At 58.3% G+C, this 19,863-nt stretch carries 21 protein-coding genes and 1 tRNA gene; 15 read left to right on the top strand and 7 right to left on the bottom strand.

Annotated elements, in window-relative coordinates; genetic code table 11:
* Window positions 1-213: hypothetical protein (locus BHU62_RS25355; protein ID WP_236720616.1), on the top strand; the 213-nt coding region annotated here is incomplete at its 5' end.
* Window positions 210-1,013: a 2,5-didehydrogluconate reductase DkgB gene (gene dkgB, locus BHU62_RS03085; protein ID WP_073529118.1), complete on the top strand. Its 804-nt coding sequence runs from the start codon at window positions 210-212 to the stop codon at window positions 1,011-1,013. The genes BHU62_RS25355 and dkgB, both read left to right, overlap by 4 nt.
* 43 nt (window positions 1,014-1,056) lie before the next feature.
* Here the strand turns inward: dkgB and yafC are convergent, their stop codons facing one another.
* The gene (gene yafC, locus BHU62_RS03090; protein WP_073529119.1) at window positions 1,057-1,944 is read right to left on the bottom strand and encodes a DNA-binding transcriptional regulator YafC; all 888 of its coding nucleotides are present in this window, start codon (window positions 1,942-1,944) and stop codon (window positions 1,057-1,059) included.
* Between the two features lie 345 nt (window positions 1,945-2,289).
* On the opposite strand from yafC, the gene BHU62_RS03095 reads away from it, so the two are divergent.
* Window positions 2,290-3,084 (top strand): endonuclease/exonuclease/phosphatase family protein, encoded by a 795-nt coding sequence (locus tag BHU62_RS03095; protein ID WP_073529120.1) that lies wholly within the window; start codon window positions 2,290-2,292, stop codon window positions 3,082-3,084.
* Between the two features lie 52 nt (window positions 3,085-3,136).
* On the opposite strand, the gene mltD is transcribed toward BHU62_RS03095, so the two are convergent.
* Window positions 3,137-4,522 carry a murein transglycosylase D gene (gene mltD, locus BHU62_RS03100; RefSeq protein WP_171971293.1) on the bottom strand — a complete coding sequence of 462 codons (1,386 nt, stop codon included), beginning with the start codon at window positions 4,520-4,522 and terminating at the stop codon, window positions 3,137-3,139.
* A 71-nt stretch (window positions 4,523-4,593) separates the two neighbouring features.
* Window positions 4,594-5,349, bottom strand: a complete 756-nt coding sequence (gloB, locus tag BHU62_RS03105) for a hydroxyacylglutathione hydrolase (RefSeq protein WP_073529121.1) — start codon at window positions 5,347-5,349, stop codon at window positions 4,594-4,596.
* Window positions 5,350-5,393: 44 nt separating this feature from the next.
* On the opposite strand from gloB, the gene BHU62_RS03110 reads away from it, so the two are divergent.
* The gene (locus BHU62_RS03110; RefSeq protein WP_073529122.1) at window positions 5,394-6,113 is read left to right on the top strand and encodes a class I SAM-dependent methyltransferase; all 720 of its coding nucleotides are present in this window, start codon (window positions 5,394-5,396) and stop codon (window positions 6,111-6,113) included.
* On the opposite strand, the gene rnhA is transcribed toward BHU62_RS03110, so the two are convergent.
* On the bottom strand, window positions 6,110-6,577 hold the full coding sequence (rnhA, locus tag BHU62_RS03115) for a ribonuclease HI (RefSeq protein ID WP_073529123.1): 468 nt from the start codon (window positions 6,575-6,577) through the stop codon (window positions 6,110-6,112). The two genes, BHU62_RS03110 and rnhA, sit on opposite strands and share 4 nt — an antisense overlap.
* A gap of 72 nt (window positions 6,578-6,649) precedes the next feature.
* On the opposite strand from rnhA, the gene dnaQ reads away from it, so the two are divergent.
* From dnaQ to BHU62_RS03135, 4 genes are all read left to right on the top strand, one after another.
* Complete coding sequence (dnaQ, locus tag BHU62_RS03120; protein WP_073529124.1) at window positions 6,650-7,393, top strand: DNA polymerase III subunit epsilon; 744 nt, start codon at window positions 6,650-6,652, stop codon at window positions 7,391-7,393.
* Window positions 7,394-7,537: 144 nt separating this feature from the next.
* Window positions 7,538-7,614 (top strand) — tRNA-Asp (locus BHU62_RS03125).
* Window positions 7,615-7,929: 315 nt separating this feature from the next.
* The gene (locus BHU62_RS03130; RefSeq protein ID WP_073529125.1) at window positions 7,930-8,808 is read left to right on the top strand and encodes a siderophore-interacting protein; all 879 of its coding nucleotides are present in this window, start codon (window positions 7,930-7,932) and stop codon (window positions 8,806-8,808) included.
* A gap of 377 nt (window positions 8,809-9,185) precedes the next feature.
* Complete coding sequence (locus BHU62_RS03135; protein ID WP_073529338.1) at window positions 9,186-10,430, top strand: pyridoxal-phosphate-dependent aminotransferase family protein; 1,245 nt, start codon at window positions 9,186-9,188, stop codon at window positions 10,428-10,430.
* 79 nt (window positions 10,431-10,509) lie between these two features.
* Here the strand turns inward: BHU62_RS03135 and BHU62_RS03140 are convergent, their stop codons facing one another.
* Together BHU62_RS03140 and BHU62_RS03145 are read right to left on the bottom strand one after the other, a co-directional pair.
* On the bottom strand, window positions 10,510-11,283 hold the full coding sequence (locus tag BHU62_RS03140) for an amidohydrolase (RefSeq protein WP_073529126.1): 774 nt from the start codon (window positions 11,281-11,283) through the stop codon (window positions 10,510-10,512).
* Window positions 11,271-12,431, bottom strand: coding sequence for a pyridoxal phosphate-dependent aminotransferase (locus BHU62_RS03145; RefSeq protein WP_073529127.1), 1,161 nt, complete (start codon window positions 12,429-12,431; stop codon window positions 11,271-11,273). Before BHU62_RS03145 ends, BHU62_RS03140 begins: the two co-directional genes overlap by 13 nt.
* A 163-nt stretch (window positions 12,432-12,594) precedes the next feature.
* Between BHU62_RS03145 and BHU62_RS03150 the strand changes: the two genes are divergently transcribed.
* The 3 genes from BHU62_RS03150 to BHU62_RS03160 are packed head-to-tail and all read left to right on the top strand — an operon-like array spanning window position 12,595 to window position 14,434.
* On the top strand, window positions 12,595-13,209 hold the full coding sequence (locus BHU62_RS03150) for a methylthioribulose 1-phosphate dehydratase (RefSeq protein WP_073529128.1): 615 nt from the start codon (window positions 12,595-12,597) through the stop codon (window positions 13,207-13,209).
* The gene (gene mtnC, locus BHU62_RS03155) at window positions 13,206-13,895 is read left to right on the top strand and encodes an acireductone synthase (RefSeq protein ID WP_073529129.1); all 690 of its coding nucleotides are present in this window, start codon (window positions 13,206-13,208) and stop codon (window positions 13,893-13,895) included. Before BHU62_RS03150 ends, mtnC begins: the two co-directional genes overlap by 4 nt.
* A complete protein-coding gene (locus BHU62_RS03160) occupies window positions 13,892-14,434 on the top strand; it encodes a 1,2-dihydroxy-3-keto-5-methylthiopentene dioxygenase (protein ID WP_073529130.1) in 543 nt (180 codons plus the stop codon). The genes mtnC and BHU62_RS03160 overlap by 4 nt, the downstream gene beginning before the upstream one ends.
* Before the next feature lie 17 nt (window positions 14,435-14,451).
* Here BHU62_RS03160 and mtnA read toward each other — a convergent pair whose 3' ends face one another.
* Window positions 14,452-15,480, bottom strand: coding sequence for an S-methyl-5-thioribose-1-phosphate isomerase (gene mtnA / locus BHU62_RS03165; RefSeq protein WP_073529131.1), 1,029 nt, complete (start codon window positions 15,478-15,480; stop codon window positions 14,452-14,454).
* Between the two features lie 146 nt (window positions 15,481-15,626).
* On the opposite strand from mtnA, the gene mtnK reads away from it, so the two are divergent.
* From mtnK to BHU62_RS03185, 4 genes are all read left to right on the top strand, one after another.
* Window positions 15,627-16,826, top strand: a complete 1,200-nt coding sequence (gene mtnK / locus BHU62_RS03170) for an S-methyl-5-thioribose kinase (RefSeq protein ID WP_073529132.1) — start codon at window positions 15,627-15,629, stop codon at window positions 16,824-16,826.
* 510 nt (window positions 16,827-17,336) lie between these two features.
* Complete coding sequence (locus BHU62_RS03175) at window positions 17,337-17,639, top strand: urease subunit gamma (protein WP_049271933.1); 303 nt, start codon at window positions 17,337-17,339, stop codon at window positions 17,637-17,639.
* A gap of 55 nt (window positions 17,640-17,694) precedes the next feature.
* Window positions 17,695-18,141 carry an urease subunit beta gene (locus BHU62_RS03180; RefSeq protein WP_088776029.1) on the top strand — a complete coding sequence of 149 codons (447 nt, stop codon included), beginning with the start codon at window positions 17,695-17,697 and terminating at the stop codon, window positions 18,139-18,141.
* A gap of 3 nt (window positions 18,142-18,144) precedes the next feature.
* The gene (locus BHU62_RS03185) at window positions 18,145-19,860 is read left to right on the top strand and encodes an urease subunit alpha (RefSeq protein ID WP_073529133.1); all 1,716 of its coding nucleotides are present in this window, start codon (window positions 18,145-18,147) and stop codon (window positions 19,858-19,860) included.
* Window positions 19,861-19,863: the final 3 nt, after the last annotated feature.

Here is a 19,863-nt window from a genome sequence, read left to right on the forward strand (position 1 = left end):
TTGATAAGCCCTGAGTCTCTGACTCAGGGCTTTTTCATATGCAAAATTTACAAAATCTCATCGCTTTCACCGCCGATCCTGTTGTTTTCTTCGCAATATTGTTGCCGCTTGATCAATAGTCTTATGCCGAACTGGGCGTTTTTGCTCAATAAAAAAATTGCCATACTCTCCCGCACCGCTACTTATCCACTAACGAGAGAGAAAATATTGTGAGTATTCCTGCATTGGGTTTAGGCACTTTTCGCCTTCAGGATCAGGTCGTTATCGACTCTGTAAGCACGGCGCTGGAACTGGGCTATCGGGCTATCGATACCGCACAGATCTATGAAAACGAAGCGGCCGTTGGCCAGGCGATCACCGCCAGCGGTGTGCCGCGTGACGAGCTGTTCATCACTACCAAAATCTGGATCGCGAATCTGGCTAAGGGGGCATTAATCCCCAGCCTGCAAGGCAGCTTGGCCAAGCTGCAGACCTCGTATGTCGATCTGACGTTGATTCACTGGCCATCGCCAAATGATGAAGTGCCTGTCGCCGAGTTTATGGCTGAATTGCTGGAAGCCAAGCGACTGGGGCTGACCCGTCAGATTGGGGTATCCAATTTCACGGTCGATCTGATGCAGCAGGCGATTGATGCGGTGGGCGCCGATCAGATTGCGACCAACCAGATCGAACTGTCGCCGTTCTTGCAGAACGAGAAAGTGGTGGCGTTCGCACGGCAGCATGACATTGCCATCACCTCTTATATGACGCTGGCGTATGGCAAAGCGTTGCAGGATGAGACGATCAAGCGTATCGCGGCACGACACAATGCGACGCCAGCACAGGTGGTTTTAGCCTGGGCGTTGCAGTTGGGCTACGCGGTGATCCCTTCCTCGACCAAGCGTGAAAACCTAGAGAGCAACCTGCTGGCACCACGACTGGTGCTGACTGAGGGAGATATGGCGCAGATTGCCACGCTGGAAAGCAACGGCCGATTGGTCAGCCCGGAAGGTCTGGCACCCAACTGGGATTAATCTTCGGATATTACGACGTCAGGCGCCCGAGAGGGCGCCATTTTTATCGTTTTAACCGTTCGCTGATAAAATCGATAAAGCTGCGCAGGCGATTGCTGACGGCGCTGTCGCTGTAGTAAACCGCGTTAATCGGCACTTCGAGCGGCAACGTCTCTTCTTGCAGAATTGGCACCAGATCCCCGCGCCTGACGTCTTCATCACTCATAAAGTCCGACAGACAGGCGATGCCGTTACCGTGCAGGCACAGATGACGTTGGGTTTCACCGCTGTTGGTGGTTAACCCCGGCGTGATTTCCAGCTGGCGACCATCGGCACAGGCTAACGGCCAGCGGTTCAGGCTGGGCAAATCGTTAAAACCGATACAGCAATGGTGTTCCAGGTCCGCCACCGTGTTGGGCGCGCCATACTGCGCCAGGTAGGTGGGGGAGGCCAATATGCGCCGATAGCTGGCCATTAGCTTGCGCGCTTTCAGCGTAGAGTCCGTCAGCTCGCCGACACGGATTGCGATATCCACTTTCCGTTCGATCAAATTGATGAAGTTTTCCGAAGAGACCAGCGATAGCGACATTTCCGGATAGCGTTCACGAAACTCGGCGACCAGCGGCGTCAACAGATGCAGTACTACCGGCGTAGCGGCATCGACGCGCAATAGCCCCTGCGGGCGCTGGCGGCTTTCCATCAAGGTGTTTTCCGCCGCGGCCATATCGTTCAAGACCTTTTGCACCTGTCGGAAATAGTTTTCGCCTTCCTGAGTTAGACTGATTTGGCGCGTGGTGCGGTTGAGCAGAGTGACGCCCAGTTTGCTCTCCAGCTTTTTTACTGTCCGGCTGACGACGGAGTTGGCTTGATGCAGGCGCTCTGCCGCTCGGCTGAAACTGCCGCTCTCCACCACGGTGACGAAGGTGATGAGCTCGTCAGAATTCGCTTTCATTTTTGCTCCACGGACAATCTCTATTTGAAATTTTGAACTATTTTGTCATTTAACCACGGCGGCTCGTAGCCGTCACTCACTTGAGCGCGATAGCGCGTAGCCAGCAGTATCGCTTCTCTTTTTCCTGTTCGCATTTTGTCGGCCTTTTCGCATTTTTCATCACCAGTGCATCACCTTTACACAGCTATACCATCAGAAGATTGAAATCGCCGCAGGCGGCCCCTATAACTGAAAAGGTTATGCCTGTAAAAGCCATGCCCTCGGTGTGGGGCAGGCGTATAATCAATTCACCGTTGGCGAAGTCTTCATCGCCAGTTTCATGCTAATGGGTAATAGGCGAATAGCGTGCCGAAACGAACTTATGCAATGAGGTATGTTGCAGGTCAGCCAGTTGAACGAATCTTTCCTGGCGCCGTTAACCAGGACTTGCCAGCAGGGGCGGCACTGCCGACGACCGGTGCACTGCGCGTCATGGTGTGGAACATCTTCAAACAGCAGCGAGCCGACTGGCTTTCAGTACTGAAAAACCATGGCAAAGATGCACAGCTGGTATTGTTGCAAGAGGCGCAAACCACGCCGGAGTTGGTGAGCTACGCTACCGCCAACTATTTGGCGGCCGATCAGGTGCCGGCTTTTGTGCTGCCGCAACATCCTTCCGGTGTGATGACGCTGGCGGCCGCACATCCGGTTTACTGCTGCCCGCTGCGTGAGCGAGAACCGCTGCTGAGGCTGTCCAAGTCGGCGTTGATCACCGTTTATCCACTGTACAACGGGCAACTGTTGATGGTGGTGAACATCCATGCGGTGAACTTCAGCCTAGGGGTAGACGTCTACAGCAAGCAACTGGGGCCGATCGGCGAGCAGATCGCCAGCCACCAGGGGCCGGTAATCATGGCGGGGGATTTCAATGCCTGGAGCCGTAAGCGCATTAATGCGTTGTATGACTTTGCCGGCGAGATGGCGTTGCGTGAGGTCAGTTTTACCGACGATCACCGCCGCAAGGCCTTTGGTCGCCCGCTGGACTTCGTGTTTTACCGTAATCTGGGAGTCGTAGAGGCGTCGGTGCTGGTGACCAGCGCGTCGGATCACAATCCGTTATTGGTGGAGTTTCACCCGGAAAAAGACTCCCCCGTCTGGTGAATCGCAGGTAATAAAAAAGCACCCCGAGGGGTGCTTTTTTTGTGCCGGAAACTTAGGTATCCGGCGTTAGCTTGTTGCCGACAAACAGGGTCAACTTGAGACCGGGTTGCAGGCTGTTGCCTTTACCGAGCGTTGAATTCCAACGCATCACGTCGTTAATATCGACGCCGTGACGACGTGCGATACTGGCGAGCGAATCACCTTTACGAACCTGATAGGTGATACTGCTGTTACTGCCAGTATTGCTGGCCACTTGCAGGGTTTGCCCAACTTTTAGGGCGCTCTTGGCGCGTAAGTTGTTCCAACTCTGCAAATCGCTGGTCTTAACGTTCAGCCGCTTGGCAATGCCCGATAGGGTGTCGCCGGAGCGCACTTTATACGAACTGCCACCGGACAAACCGCTGTTCTTCGCCAACTGCGCCGTTGGCTGAGTCACTGCGATCTGGCCATCGGCCAGCGAGTCTTTCAGCTGATCGGCGTGTCCTTTGGGAACCATAATGTAATGGGGCCCGTTGGGTGCCGTAACGCCTTTCTTGTAGCCTGGGTTATAAGCTTTCATCTTGCTGATTGAAAGCCCCGCCATCTCAGCCGCCTGAGTTAGCTGGATCTGCTGTCCGACATCAATGCGAGCCAGCGCACGGGTTTCATCCGTTTTCGGAAGCTTGACGCCGTACTGCTTGCTGTTCTTGATGATCTCGCTCAGCGCCAGCATTTTCGGGACGTAGATTGACGTTTCACGCGGAAGCGACAATGCCCAGAAATTGGTTGGCTTACCCTGGCGTTTGTTTGCCTTCACCGCTTGCATCACGCGGCCTTCACCACTGTTATAGGCGGCTACGGTCAGTAACCAATCGCCGTCAAACATGCGGTTCAAGCGCTGCATCATGTTAAGCGCAGCGGTTGTCGAGGCGACGACATCGCGTCGACCGTCATACCACTGATTGTTTTTCAAACCATAATTGCGACCCGTTTGCGGCACGATTTGCCATAGCCCTGCGGCGTTGGCACTTGACGTGGCGTGTGGGTCAAAAGCGCTCTCCACTATGGGTAGCAGTACCAGTTCCATCGGCATATTACGTTTCTTAATCTGCCCGACTATCCAGTACATGTACGGCTCTGCCCGTAATGTTACATCGTGGAGATAGCTCTTACTTTTTAAGTACTTTCTTTTCTGATCACGGATCCGGGAATTTTCCGGAACCTCCATCTTCAGCTCGTCGCTAATGAAGTTCCACAGGTCCTGTTGCGCGGCGGGACTATTGTTATCTAGCCACCGCGCCGAGCTCGCTCGGCCATTTGCTGTGTACTCTCCTGCTTCACCATCTTGACCAGCCGAAGACAAACTCTGTGCATGCTGTTCTGGCGCCGGTGCGTCCTGCCTGGACGACTGGCAACCCACTAGCAAGACCGAGGCGAGAAATATCGCTTTAGCCTTCATGTGTGTGTCAATGTAGTTGCTTAAAAGACGAGCAATAATACTTTGCTTCGCCAAATAACACAACTAAAAGCTTAGAAGTTATCTTTCCGCAGGCGTAATTCGGAAAAAACTGAATGAAGGCTTTCCGGTGGTGAGTTAAAGCCTAATTCTTTTTGTAAATCAGTGTCATGGCAACGTAAGAACAGGTTAATTTTGCGCTCTAATTGCAATGTGGACGGCACGCTGGCTTGGCCTTTTGCCCTTAACGCTTCAACATGTTGTTGATATGTTTCAATCTCTCGATCTTCCGGCAAAATGGCCCGCGCAAACTTAAGATTTGAAAGAGTATATTCATGCGCGCAACAAATTAAGGTGTTATCGGGAAGTTGCGCGAGTTGTTGAAATGAGTCGTACATTTGTTTGGCGGTGCCTTCAAACAGCCTGCCGCAGCCGGCGGAGAAAATTGTGTCGCCGCAGAACAGATAAGGGGCACTATAGAATGCTACATGGCCCAACGTATGGCCGGGAACGGCGATAGTGGCGTACTGGCGGCCATCGATTTCAAAGGTGTCGCCATCGCGGACGAGGTAATTGGCACCCTTATCCGCGGTTTCCTGCGGCCCATAGACCGTAAGGCCTGGGTACTGCGCCACGATCTGCGCCACACCGCCGACGTGGTCGTGATGGTGGTGGGTCAACAGAATCGCCGCCGGCGTCAGCTGCAGGCGCTGCAGCGCTTCGAGCACCGGCAGCGCCTCACCCGGATCGACGATGATGCAGCGCCCCTGCCGGTTATCCAATAACCAAATGTAATTGTCCTGGAAGGCGGGAATGCTGATAAGATTCATGGTGTACCTCTCGTTGGCAACGGCTTGAAAGAAGATAATAAATCATGAAACCAGCCCATACTCTACAAAAGCTTACCGGCCCGCAGTCCTGGGCCGAGCTGCCGTGGGGGGAATATTATCGTGAAGCGCTAGAGCAGCAGTTGCAACCCTGGTGGCCGAAGCTGTTCGGCTTCCATCTGCTGAAGATGGGCATGCTCAGCACCGAACTGGCCACGGACAAATGCGCGATTTCTCATCAGGTCAATGTAGGGCTGGAGGGCGAGGGGCTGCAGGTGATCGCCGATGCTTATCAACTGCCGTTTGCCGCCAAATCGGTGGACGCCTGCCTGTTGGCGCATACGCTGTCCTATGCGGACGATCCGCACCGCATGCTGCGTGAGGTGGATAGGGTGTTGATCGACGACGGCTGGCTGGTGATCAGCAGTTTCAACCCGTTCAGCCTGCTGGGATTGGGCAAGTTGGTACCCGGATTGCGCCGCCGCCCGCCCTATGCCAGCCGTATGTTTACCCAGATGCGATTGCTGGACTGGCTCAGCCTGTTGAATTATGAGGTGCTGCATCAGGCGCGTTTTCACGTGCTGCCGTGGCACCGCAAGGGCGGCAAGTTTCTCTGCACCCATCTGCCGGCGCTGGGCTGCATGAGCGTGATTGTAGCGCGCAAACGCACCTTGCCGCTGACGCCCACGCCGATGAAACTGGGGGCGAGAAAACCGTCTCTCAGCCGCGCGGTGGGCGCGACCAAGAGCTATCGCAAGCTGCCTTAGGCTTCCGGTTGGTAGCCAACGTCTTCCTGCGTCGGTTTACCGGCCGCTTCGCGCGCCAGCACGTCACAACGTTCGTTCTCCGGGTGGCCGGCGTGGCCCTTGACCCATTCCCATTTTACGGTGTGGCGCTGAATGGCCAGGTCCAAGCGCTGCCATAAATCGACATTTTTGACCGGCTTTTTGTCGGCGGTTTTCCAGCCGCGCTTCTTCCAGTTATGGATCCAGCTGGTGATGCCCTGGCGCACATACTGGCTGTCGGTGCTGAGCGTCACGGCGCAAGGCACGGTCAGCGCTTCCAGCGCCACGATTGCCGCCATCATTTCCATGCGGTTATTGGTGGTCAGACGAAAACCTTCGCTGAAGGTTTTTTCAGTCTGCTTATAACGTAATATCGCGCCGTAGCCACCGGGGCCGGGGTTGCCAAGGCAGGAGCCGTCGGTGAAAATTTCTACCTGTTTGAGCATCTCTGGTAGACTCTTCCTATCAGTTTTATAAAAACCAAGTCTGACATAAACGAGCGCTGTGAGCACTGCAATATGATCTCTACAACCACCAGACAGATTGTCCTCGATACCGAAACCACCGGTATGAACAAGCTTGGGGTGCACTACGAAGGGCACCGCATCATCGAAATCGGTGCGGTGGAAGTGATTAACCGTCGCCTGACCGGGCGCAATTTCCACGTTTACATCAAGCCGGATCGGCTGGTGGATCCTGAAGCGTACGGCGTACACGGCATCAGCGACGATTTCCTGGCCGACAAGCCGACCTTCGATCAGGTTGCCGACGAATTCCTCGACTTTATCCGCGGCGGCGAACTGGTGATCCATAACGCGGCGTTCGATATCGGCTTTATGGATCACGAATTCCGCATGCTGCAGCAGGGCATCCCGAAGACCGAGACCTTCTGCACCATCACCGACAGCCTGCTGATGGCGCGCCGCCTGTTCCCGGGCAAGCGCAACAACCTCGATGCCTTGTGCAGCCGTTATGAGATAGATAACAGCAAGCGTACGCTGCACGGCGCATTGCTCGATGCCGAGATCCTGGCGGAAGTCTATCTGGCGATGACCGGCGGTCAGACCTCGATAGCGTTCCAGATGGAAGGCGATACCCAGCAAAACGACTCTGCACAAGAAATTCAACGCATCGTCCGCCCGGCGACGGCGATGAAGGTGGTCTACGCCAGCGACGAAGAAGTGAAGGCGCACGAGGCGCGCCTGGATCTGGTGGCGAAGAAGGGCGGCAGCTGCCTGTGGCGCGGGGCGCCGGCCGAATAACGGCGTTTTTGCACGAAAAAACCTCACCGGATGAAGCTTCGTTGAAAAACTGTGCAAACGGTTCATTTGGTGAGAAAAAGGCGTTGACGGAACCGAGGGGCGACCGTAATATGCGCCTCGTTCCCCCGTAAGAGGGAATGGCGCGGAGCGGTAGTTCAGTTGGTTAGAATACCTGCCTGTCACGCAGGGGGTCGCGGGTTCGAGCCCCGTCCGTTCCGCCACTATTCAGAAGCCCTGAGTTAGCAATAACTCAGGGCTTCGTCGTTTCTGCTCTTCATTACCTACCTTCCCGTTTGTGTCGCCGATCGTGCTACGTGGGCAACGCTTCTAACTTCGCGTATCGCATCGTGTTATTCCTTGAAAATCCCGCTAATCGATAATTCTTCTTATTCTCAATAATGGCGTGGTATGATTTTGCTGCGCAACTCTCAATTAACCCTATATTTTTTCTGGGATTTTATTTTTAGCTCGTGCTATCAAGATGATAGCCATCAGTCATGCACACAAACGACAGCCGTTGCCGGAGAATCGAGAATATGTCCGCCAGCTACAGAATTTTTGATATCACCCTGAAAAGCAAAACGCTGATTTCACCTTCGCTGCTGCGCTGCGTGTTTGAAGGCGCGGATATCCATCGGATGAAGCTGGAAGCGCCGGATCAGCGCATCAAACTGTTGTTCCCGGCGGCGGACGGTAATATCCCGCAGTTGGTCAACAGCCCGGACTGGTACGGCGACTATATGGCGCTCCCCAAAGAACAACGTCCGGTGATGCGCACCTATACGCTGCGTGCACTGCGCCGCGAGCAGAATCAGATGGACGTCGAATTCGTGCTGCATGGCGTGAACGGCCCGGCTTCCGCCTGGGCCACCCACGCCGAGCCGGGCGACGCTATTCAGGCGGTCGCGCCCAACGGTGACTTCGACGCTGACAGCGGCGGCTACGAATGGGCGCCGCCGGCGCAGTTGCAGCAGGCGCTGTTGATCGCCGATGAAACGGCAGTGCCGGCGGCGATGGGGATTCTGGAACAGCTGGCGCAGCAGGCCAATCCACCTCGGGTGCAGGCGTTCTTCGAGGTACCGGTGGCGGGAGACTGTCTGGATTTGGCCCGCTTCCCGTTCGCCGAGGTTTACTGGCTGCCGCGCGACGTGGGCAGCCAGCTGGCGCATGGCACGCTGCTGGTGGAAGCGGTACGGCAGCGGGTGGATATCCCCGCTTCGGCGTGCGCGCAGGCACAGTCCTTGGTGGAAAGCAGCCTGAGCGACGAAGTACTGTGGGAGCGGGCGGCCGGCGGAAATGCTTTTTACGCCTGGGTGGCGGCCGAGTCATCCGCGGTGAAAACGCTGCGGCGTTATCTGATCGGCGAACGCGATCTGGATCGCGCTACCGTCAACTTTATGGCCTATTGGTGCTGAACGCGCTGTCCTTTTCCGGCATCTACGCTGGATAAGGGCATGCCGCTACCATGAGCCTGGTGAGCCTGCTCAGCAATGCGCCGCTGCATGAGAGGCTGGCGCAGGGACGGCAGCGCACTCATCACGTCGCTGAACTGTTCCAGGAACTGGACGCGCTGGAACTGCATTGAACACCGCAGGTCATTTCCCTTCTTTAACCGTCCGCCATTAAGGCGGATCGGTCATCTCATTCTGTTGCCTTGGTTTCATTTTCATACCATAAGAATCTTTTGTTTCAAGTAAATCCCTATCGGGATTAGGCTGTTGGGCAGCAAATAAACGTCATGTCGACGCTGAAGGCATCACGCAATAACTTACTAAGTTGACAGGGAATGAAGATGTTGGACATCTCGCAATTCGATCAGATTAACCCGCCGACGCGGCTGCTGATGGGGCCGGGGCCGATCAACGCCGATCCGCGCGTGCTGCGCGCCATGTCGAGCCAACTGATCGGCCAGTACGATCCGGCGATGACCGGCTACATGAATCAGGTCATGGCGCTGTATCGCGCGCTGTTCCGCACCGAGAACCGCTGGACGATGCTGGTGGACGGCACGTCGCGCGCCGGCATCGAGGCGTTGCTGGTTTCTGCCATTCGCCCGGGCGATAAGGTGCTGGTGCCGGTATTCGGCCGCTTCGGGCATTTGCTGTGCGAGATCGCCCGCCGTTGCCGCGCCGAGGTGCACACGATAGAGGTGCCGTGGGGTGAGGTGTTCAGCGCCGATCGTATCGAAGACGCGATTAAGCGGGTGCGCCCGCGCCTGCTGCTGACGGTGCAGGGCGACACCTCAACCACCATGCTGCAGCCGCTGCATGAGCTGGGCGATATCTGCCGCCGTCACGGCGTGCTGTTCTACACCGATGCGACCGCTTCCTTCGGCGGCAATCCGTTGGAGACCGATGCCTGGGGGCTGGATGCGGTCTCCGCCGGGCTGCAGAAGTGCCTGGGCGGTCCCTCCGGCAGTTCGCCGATCACCCTCAGCCCGCAGTTTGAAGAGATCGTGCGCCGCCGCCAATGCGTGGAGCAGGGGATCCGCACCGCCGAGCACGCCGACGGCGAGGATGAGATGATCTATTCCAACTATTTCGATATCGGCATGATCATGGATTACTGGGGGCCGGAACGCCTAAATCACCACACCGAAGCCACCAGCATGCTGTTCGCGGCGCGAGAATGTGCGCGGGTGATCCTCGACGAAGGGCTGGATCACGCCATCGCCCGCCACCGGCTGCACGGCGCGGCGATGCTGGCGGGTATCCGGGGCATGGGGCTGGCGGTGTTCGGCGATCTCGATCATCGCATGAATAACGTGCTCGGCGTGGTGATCCCGCCGCAGGTGCACGGCGAACAGGTGCGGCAGATGATGCTGAACGACTTCGCCATCGAAATTGGCACCTCGTTCGGCCCGCTGCAGGGCAAGATCTGGCGTATCGGCACCATGGGTTACAACGCGCGTAAAGATTGCGTGTTGCAAACCCTGGCGGCGTTGGAAGCGGTGCTGAACCGTCTCGGGTTTGCCAGCAAGCAGGGCGACGCGTTGCAGGCCGCCTGGAACGTTTACGATGCAGGGCAGCATGGATGACGGCGCAGGAGGCGCTATTGACGTCGCGCTGGCGATCCAGGCCTATTGCCTGATGATCGCCAGCTGGGAGAGGGGGGAGTCAGTCTAAACGCAGAAAGCTGTCGGCGTCGCGCCAGGCCGGGAAGGCGCTGCGGTAGCTCTGCAGGGTTTCCAGCGACAGCTCGGCGTCCAGCCGCGTGGCCGCACCGGGCTCCGCATCCGCCAGGATCTCGCCCTGCGGGCTGATGATCAGGCTGTCTCCGCTGTAGTTAAGGCCGTTGGGATCTTCGCCCACCCGGTTGCAGCCCGCCACATACACCTGATTTTCAATCGCCCGCGCCGCCAGCAGCGTTTGCCAATGGCTGCTGCGCGGCGCCGGCCAGTTGGCGACGTACAGCGCCAGGTCGTAATCCTGCTGGTAGCGCGCCCAGACCGGGAAACGCAGGTCGTAGCAGATCTGCGGCAGGATGCGCCAGCCGCGCCACTCGAAGATTTCGCGCCGGTTGCCGGCTTGGTAGTGCAGGTGTTCGCCGGCCATGCGGAACAGGTGGCGTTTGTCATAGGCGTGGACTTGGCCGCCCGGCTCCACCAACAGGAAGCGGTTGACCGCGCCTTCGGCGGTTTTCAGCGCCACGCTGCCGCCGATTAGCGCGTGGCTTTTCTCCGCCCAACCCTGCAACCAGTCGATCACCTGCTGCTCGGGCAGGGCGCTCTCGCCGGCATCCATGGCGAAACCGGTGGTGAACATCTCCGGCAACACGATGAGATCTCGGCCGGCGATCGGCGCCAGCAACGCATCGAAAGCCGCCAGATTGGCGGGGCCGTCGCGCCAGACCAGGGGTTGCTGCAATAGGGTAATTTTTAAAGTCGACATAACCGCTCCGCAGCCGCATCCAGCGTGGCATCCTGTTTAGCGAAGCACAGCCGGATCAATTTATGGGGGAAAGGATCGGCACAGAAGACCGACAGCGGAATGGCCGCCACGCCCACGTGCTCGGTTAACCAATGGCAAAACGCGACATCGTCCAGGTCGGAGATGGCGCTGTAGTCCGCCAGCAAGAAGTATGTACCTGCGCAGGGTAAAATTTCCAGTCGGCTGCTCGCCAACGCCTGCACAAAACGGTCGCGTTTGGCGCGATAGAACGCCGGCAGCTGTCGCCAGTGCTCCGGCTCGGCGCGCAGGCTATCCGCCAGCGCCAACTGGGCCGGGGTGTTGACCGAAAAGGTCAGGTACTGATGCACCTTGCGCACCTCGGCGCTCAGCGCCGCAGGGGCCACGCAGTAACCCACTTTCCAGCCGGTCATGTGGAAGGTTTTGCCGAAAGAGGACACGGCGATCGCGCGTTGGCGCAGCTGCGGGTGGGCCAGCACGCTGGCGTGCCCGCCTTTGGCGAAGCAGATGTGTTCGTAAACTTCATCGCTGAGCACGTAGATCTCGCGTTCGGCGATAGCGTGCCACAGCTGCTGCATGTCTTCCGCCTGCCAGGCGGTGGCGGACGGGTTGTGCGGGGTGTTGACAATCACCAGGCGGGTGCGCGGCGACAACGCGGCGGCGAACTGCCGCCAATCCACGGCAAACGCGGGCGGCTGCAGGGCGATGCGTTTGAGTATGCCACCGGCCAGCGTGACCGCCGGCGCATAGCTGTCGTAGCTGGGATCGAAACAGACCACCTCATCACCGGGGCGCACCAGCGCGCTGATGGCGGCGAACAGCGCTTCGGTGGCGCCGGCGGTGACGGTCACTTCGGCGGTGGCGTCCGGTTGCCAGCCATACAGCTCGGCGGTTTTGTCGGCGATGGCTTCGCGCAGCGGCGCCACGCCGGTCATCGGCGCATACTGGTTGGCGCCCTGGGCCACGTGCCAGGCCAGACGTTCTTTCAGGTAGTCCGGGCCATCGAAATCGGGGAAGCCCTGCGACAGGTTGATCGCCTGGTGCTGCTGCGCCAGTGCGCTCATCTGGGTAAAGATGGTGGTGCCCAAGGCGGGCAGTTTGCTTTCGGGAATCAATGCGGAAGTGCTCATAGCAGGTGAATACTCCAGGCGCTTATATTGCCGTCAATATAACACGATGCTAGTATTTGGCAATCAAGACGCTTAGATGGCTAAATGCGAAAGGTGCTTAGCCCGCCACGCGGCAGGCTAAGCCTCATCTGCCGGCCGCCTTACCGAACGGGAAATGATAATAATGACGGAGAATCCGCAACTTACCGCCTTGCTGGCGGCCTGCCACTGGATTGGCGACAAAGGCTGGTGCCCGGCGACCGGTGGCAACATGTCGCTGCGCTTGGACGAACGTCAGTGCCTGGTCACCGAGTCCGGTAAAGACAAGGGCAGCCTGAGCGCCGCCGATTTTCTGCTGGTGGATATCGCCGACAATCATGTGCCGAGTGGCCGCACGCCGTCGGCGGAGACCGGGTTGCACACGCTGATCTACCGCCTGTATCCACGCATCGGTGCGGTACTGCATACCCATTCCGTCAACGCTACCGTATTGTCGCGGGTGGAACGCGGCGATGCACTGGTGCTGCAGGGGTACGAAATGCAGAAGTCGTTGGCCGGTCAGCGCAGCCACCTGGACAGCGTGGCGATCCCCATTTTCGACAACGATCAGGACATTCCCCGGCTGGCGGCGCGCGTGGCGGCCTATGCCGAGGCCACGCCGCTGCAATACGGCTTTCTGGTGCGCGGCCACGGCCTGTATTGCTGGGGGAGCCAGGTGGCGGAAGCCCGCCGCCATCTCGAAGGGCTGGAATTCCTGTTCCAGTGTGAACTGCAACGCCGCTTACTGGAGGCGAAATGATCCGCGCTATCGTGACCGATATTGAAGGCACCACCAGCGATATTCGCTTTGTGCATCAGGTGCTGTTCCCCTACGCCCGCGAACGGCTGGCGGATTTTGTACGGCGCCATGCCGCCGAAGACGAAGTCGCCGCACCGCTGGCGGCGCTGCGCGCTGAAATTGGCCAGCCACAGGCGGATCTCGACACGCTGATTGCTGCGTTGTACCGCTTTATGGATGAAGACCGTAAATCCACCGCGCTCAAGGCGCTGCAGGGCATCATCTGGCGCAGCGGTTACCGCGAAGGTGATTTCCGCGGGCATCTGTATCCGGAGGTCGCTGGTCAGCTGGCGGCTTGGCAACGGCAGGGGGTGAAGCTCTACGTCTACTCCTCCGGCTCGGTGGAGGCGCAGAAGCTGCTGTTTGGCCACAGTGACGCGGGCGATCTGCAGCCGCTGTTCAGCGGCTATTTCGATACGCACGTTGGCGCCAAGCGTGAAACCGCGTCGTACCGCAACATCGCGCAGGCTATCGGCATCGCGCCCGACGAACTGCTGTTTTTGTCCGATATCCACCAGGAGCTGGATGCGGCACAGGCCGCCGGCTGGCATACCTGTCAGCTGATCCGCGACGAGGCGGATGCGCAGAGCAGGCATCCGCAGGTTAACCGTTTTGATCACATCAATTTAGGGGAGTTCGTCTCATGAGTGGATTGACCATTTTCAGCGATACAGCGCCGCAGCAGCCGCTGTGGCAGAGCCGTGATGCGCAGGCGATCCAGCGGCAGTTGGCGCAGATCGGCGTGCGCTTTGAGCGCTGGCAGGCGGATCGTGAGCTGGGCGACAACCCGCAGCCGGAGGCGGTGATCGCCGCCTACCAGCATGAGATCGACCGGCTGGTGGCGGAAAAGGGTTACCAGAGCTGGGACGTGATCAGCATGCGGCCGGACCACGAACAGCGCCAGGTACTGCGTGAAAAATTCCTGTCCGAGCATACGCACGGCGAAGATGAAGTGCGCTTTTTTGTCGAAGGCGCAGGGCTGTTTTGCCTGCATCTGGACGGCAAGATCTTCCAGATCCTGTGCGAAAAGAACGATCTGATCTCGGTGCCGGCCAACACCCGGCACTGGTTCGATATGGGATCGGCACCGAACTTTACCGCGATCCGGGTGTTCGACAACCCGGAAGGCTGGGTGGCGCATTTCACCGGCGACAAGATCGCCGATGCTTATCCGCGTCTGGACTGAGCGCCGATGGGCGGACGTTAACCCAATGCCCGCCGGAAAATCCCCGCTTCAACCTGCCGCGGCGTAATCACGCCGCTGTCGAACACCCACCCACTGATGAGTTTTGCCGGCGTGACGTCGAACGCCGGATTGTAGACCGGCGCATCGGTCGGCGCCCACTGGCAGGCACCGAAGCTGCCTGAAACGCCGGTGACTTCGGTCGCCGCGCGCTGCTCGATCGGAATGGCGGCGCCGTCCGGGCAGTGCGGATCGTGGGTGGTGTGCGGTGCGGCCACGTAGAACGGGATACCGTGATAGTGTGCCAGCACTGCCAGGCTGTAGGTGCCGATTTTATTGGCGACGTCGCCGTTGGCGGCGATGCGATCCGCGCCGACCCATACCGCATCGACCTGGCCCTGCGCCATCAGACTGGCGGCCATCGAATCGCAGATCAGGCGATAGGGAATGCCCAGCTCGCCCAGTTCCCAGGCGGTCAGGCGGCCGCCCTGCAGCAGCGGCCGGGTTTCATCGACCCACACCTGTTGCACCTTGCCCTGCCGGTGGGCGCGCAGCAGCACGCCGAGTGCGGTGCCGATGCCGGCGGTGGCCAACCCGCCGGTATTGCAGTGGGTCAGCAGGCGGCTGCCGGGTTTGACCCACTCCGCACCGTGATCGGCGATGCGATCGCACAGCCGGCGATCTTCTTCCACCAACCGCAGCGCTTCGTTCACCATCGCCGGCACCCAGTTCGGCTCTGCCAGCGCCTGCTTCATGCGATCCAGATTATTCATCAGGTTGACCGCCGTCGGGCGGGCGGCGCGCAGCGTGTGCAGCGCCTGTTCCAGCTCGGCGCGCGGCAGGCCGCGTTCCGCCAACAGCGCCAGCAGCAGGCTGGCGGACAGTCCGATCAGCGGCGCGCCGCGCACCCGCAGGCTGTGAATGTGTCCGACCAATTCCTCCACGTTGTCGCAGGCGCGCCACCGCTTTTCCTGCGGCAGGGCTTGCTGATCGAGGATCCAAAGGCGATTGTCCTGCAGGGTCAAACTGGTGGTGTTAAGCGCTTGCATCGGCGGTTAATTCCTTGTTGCGTGGTTATTGCATCTGAAACGCTATTCTGCCAACATGACTTCCGGATGTATAGACGTCCAAATGCTTTTACGTCTAAATAAACAAAATCGCTGGGGTCAGTGAGAGAGAACAGAGGGGTTGGGGAATGTCGCTTTATCGTACGTTTACGGCTGCCGACGCCGTTGAATACGCCCGCCAATACGGTCAGGTGGCCGAACCGCAGGCGCTGGTCAGCGCCGACGAGATCGGTGACGGCAACCTGAACCTGGTGTTCAAGATCCGCGATCGCGAAGGCGTGAGCCGGGTGATCGTCAAACAGGCGCTGCCTTACGTGCGTTGCGTGGGCGAATCCTGGCCGTTGACGCTGGATCGAGCGCGCATCGAAGCGGAAACGCTGCTGGTCCACGGCGGCTTCTGCCCGCGGCATACGGTAAAAGTCTTGCATCACGATCCCGAATTGGCGGTGATGGTGCAGGAAGATCTCTCCGATCATCGCATCTGGCGCAGTGAGCTGGTGCAGGGCAACTATCACCCGCTGGCGGCCGGGCAGCTGGCGGAATACCTGGCGCAGACGTTGTTTCACACCTCTGATTTCTATCAGCCCGCGCAGCAGAAGAAGGCGGAAGTCAGCCGTTTCACCAACCCCGAGCTGTGCCAGATCACCGAAGATCTGTTCTTTACCGATCCTTATATCGATCATGAGCGCAATCGGTTCGAGGCGGCGCTGTTGTCGCAGGTGCAGGCGCTGCGTGAGGATACGCCGCTGAAGCGGGCCGTCGCCGGCCTGAAACATCGCTTTCTCAGCAAGGCGGAGGCGCTGCTGCACGGGGATATTCACAGCGGTTCGATCTTCGTGGCGGAAGGGCGGTTGAAAGCGATCGACGCAGAATTCGGTTTCTACGGCCCGATCGGGTTCGATATCGGCACCGCATTGGGCAACCTGCTGCTCAACTATTGTGGCCTGCCGGGGCTGTTCGGGCCGCGCGACGCCGCCGCCGGGCGCGAGCAGCGGCTGCAGGATGTGCGCGAGCTGTGGCTGATCTTTGCCGATCGCTTCCTGGCGCTGTGCCATCAGCAGAGCCGCGATGCGGCGCTGGCGACGCCGGGTTACGCCGAGCAGTTCCTGCAACAGGTCTGGACCGACGCGGTCGGGTACTGCGGCACTGAACTGATTCGGCGCACCATCGGCCTGGCGCACGTCGCCGATCTGGACAGCATCGCCGACGCCGATATGCGCCTCGACTGTCAGCGTCATGCTTTGGGATTGGGGCGCACGCTGATCGTCAACGCGCCGTACATTGAGCATATCGATGCGCTGCTGGCGCGCATTCGTCAGCAAGGCTGAAGATCTCGGTAATGAGGTAAACCCGGCTGCGGCCGGTTTTTTTATTTTTAAGAACTTATTGGCATCAGCAATAGAATCGATAAATTTTTTTTAACTAAAAATGTATTTTTGCATGCGTCTCATTTGTAAATTTAATTATATTTCCTGACCGTTGGTTACATGTCTTTAATCTTGGTGATGCAACGCCGGTAACGTTTATTTATCTGGGTTTCATTGAGCTGGTGAAAATAAAACAGGGTGGTTTGTGCTTTTTTTGATCGTTTTATTGTGGAAACAGAAAGAGAAAAAAAGAAATTTTATCGATAAAAACTATCATATCACCGTTACTTTTTTATGGCGTGGGATAACTCATGCTCTAACGTGAATAAAGTTGTGGGTTGAACATCTCAATATTACCTCCTAGATTGTTCGAGGGTCAGATAAACGCAAATAAATAACGCAAGGTTATTAACTATTAATCACCTTTGGCCTCGTTTTGTCTGATTATTCCTATCGAGATCGGAGTGCCCCATGCAATTAACGCCAAGAGAAATTGAAAAGTTGATGGTCTATACCCTGGCCGACGTCGCATTAAAGCGAAAGGCCAGAGGGATAAAGCTGAATTATCCCGAAGCGGTGGCGATTATTACCACCGCAGCGCTGGAAGGCGCCCGCGAGGGAAAAACGCTGGAAGAAGTCATGAACGACACGCGGCAGGTATTGAGCCGTGATGACGTAATGGACGGCGTGGCGGACCTGATCCCGCATGTGCAGGTCGAGGCGATATTCAGCGACGGCAGCCGCCTGGTGACGGTGCACGATCCGATTCAGTAAGTGCGGTTTGCGTTCCTGATTGCCACGGATAAACCTTATCAGCACAGGTATTTCGATGAAAAAACATGACCTAGAAAAGCACGTGCCGCCTGGCGGCTATATCCTGTCCGAAAGCCCCATTACCTTCAATGAAGATCGCGAAAGCCTTATTTTAACGGTGCGTAACACCGGCGACAGGCCTATTCAGGTCGGTTCGCATTTTCATTTCTTTGAAGCCAACAAAGCGTTGCAATTCGATCGCGCCGCCGCCTTTGGTAAGCGCTTGAATATCACCGCCACGACGGCGATCCGTTTTGAACCCGGTGATGAGATTGAGGTGGCGCTTATTGCCATCGGCGGCAAACAAACGGTTTATGGTTTTAATAATCTGGTGGACGGTTGGGCGGGCGACAGCCCGGTAGCGGCCGGTGAAAGAGTAAAGAAAACGATAGATGTAAAGCGAGCTATTGAGCTGGGCTATAAAAATCTCGATCAGGCGCCGCCGAAAACCAGCGAGGAATAACGTATGCCAACCCTCTCCAGGCAAGAATATGCCGGGCTGTTCGGCCCAACCACCGGCGATAAAATTCGTTTGGGCGATACGCAACTGTTTATTGAAATAGAGAAAGACCTGCGCGGCTACGGCGAGGAATCGGTCTACGGCGGCGGCAAGTCGCTGCGAGACGGCATGGGCGCCGACAACCGATTAACCAGCGATAACGTGCTGGATCTGGTGATTACCAACGTGACGATTTTGGACGCCCGGCAAGGGGTGATCAAGGCGGACGTCGGCATCAAAAACGGCCTGATCGCCGGCATCGGCAAAAGCGGCAACCCGGCGATGATGAACGGCGTCACGCCCGGTATGGTGGTGGGTGTCAGCACCGACGCCATCTCGGGTGAGCACCTGATCCTGACCGCCGCCGGCATCGATACGCATATTCACTTCATTTCGCCGCAGCAGGCGGCGCATGCGCTCTCCAACGGTGTGACGACGTTCTTCGGCGGCGGCGTCGGGCCGACCGACGGCTCCAACGGCACCACCGTGACCGCCGGGCCCTGGCATATCCACCGCATGCTGCGCGCCTTCGAGAATATGCCGGTCAACGTGGGGATGCTCGGCAAGGGGCACGCTTCGCACGCCGCGCCGCTGGTCGAACAGATTGCCGCCGGCGTGGCCGGGCTGAAAGTGCATGAGGACTGGGGTGCCACCAACTCCGCGCTGCGTCACGCGCTGCGGGTGGCCGACGACATGGATATTCAGGTGGCGGTGCACACCGACAGCCTGAACGAAGGCGGTTACGTCGAGGACACCATCGACGCCTTTGAAGGGCGCACCATCCACACCTTCCACACCGAAGGCGCAGGTGGTGGGCACTCGCCGGATATCATCAAAGTTGCCGCGCAGATGAACGTGTTGCCCAGCTCCACCAACCCCACGCTGCCGTTCGGCATCAACAGCCAGGCCGAATTGTTCGACATGATCATGGTGTGCCACAACCTCAATCCCAATGTGCCGGCCGACGTGGCGTTCTCCGAAAGCCGGGTGCGGCCGGAAACCATCGCGGCGGAAAACGTGCTGCACGACATGGGCGTGTTGTCGATGTTTTCCAGCGATTCCCAGGCGATGGGGCGGGTCGGCGAAAACTGGCTGCGGGTGATGCAGACGGCGCACGCGATGAAAGTCGCGCGCGGCAAGCTGCCGGAAGACGCCGCGGAGCACGACAACTTCCGCGTGTTGCGCTACGTGGCGAAGATCACCATCAATCCGGCGATTGCGCAGGGCATCAGCCACGTGCTGGGTTCGGTCGAGGTCGGCAAGATGGCCGATCTGGTGCTGTGGGAGCCGCGCTTCTTCGGCGCCAAGCCGAAGCTGGTGATCAAGGGCGGGATGATCAACTGGGCGGTGATGGGCGATCCCAACGCGTCGTTGCCGACGCCGCAGCCCACGTTCTACCGCCCGATGTTCGGTGCCATGGGCAAATCGCTGCAGGAAACCTGCGTTACCTTCGTCTCCGGCGCCGCGTTGCACGACGGCATCAAAGAGAAACTGGGGCTGGAGCGGCAGGTGATGGCGGTGCATAACTGCCGGGCGATCTCCAAGCAGGACATGGTGCGCAATGCGGAAACGCCGAACATCGAGGTGGATCCCGAAACCTTCGCGGTCAAGGTCAACGGCGAACACGCCACGGTGAAGCCCATCTCCACCGCCGTGCTTAATCAACGCTATTTCTTCAGCTAGGAA

Origin of the sequence: Serratia marcescens (genome assembly GCF_001902635.1) — a bacterium.
Classification (GTDB): Bacteria; Pseudomonadota; Gammaproteobacteria; order Enterobacterales; family Enterobacteriaceae; genus Serratia; species Serratia marcescens_F.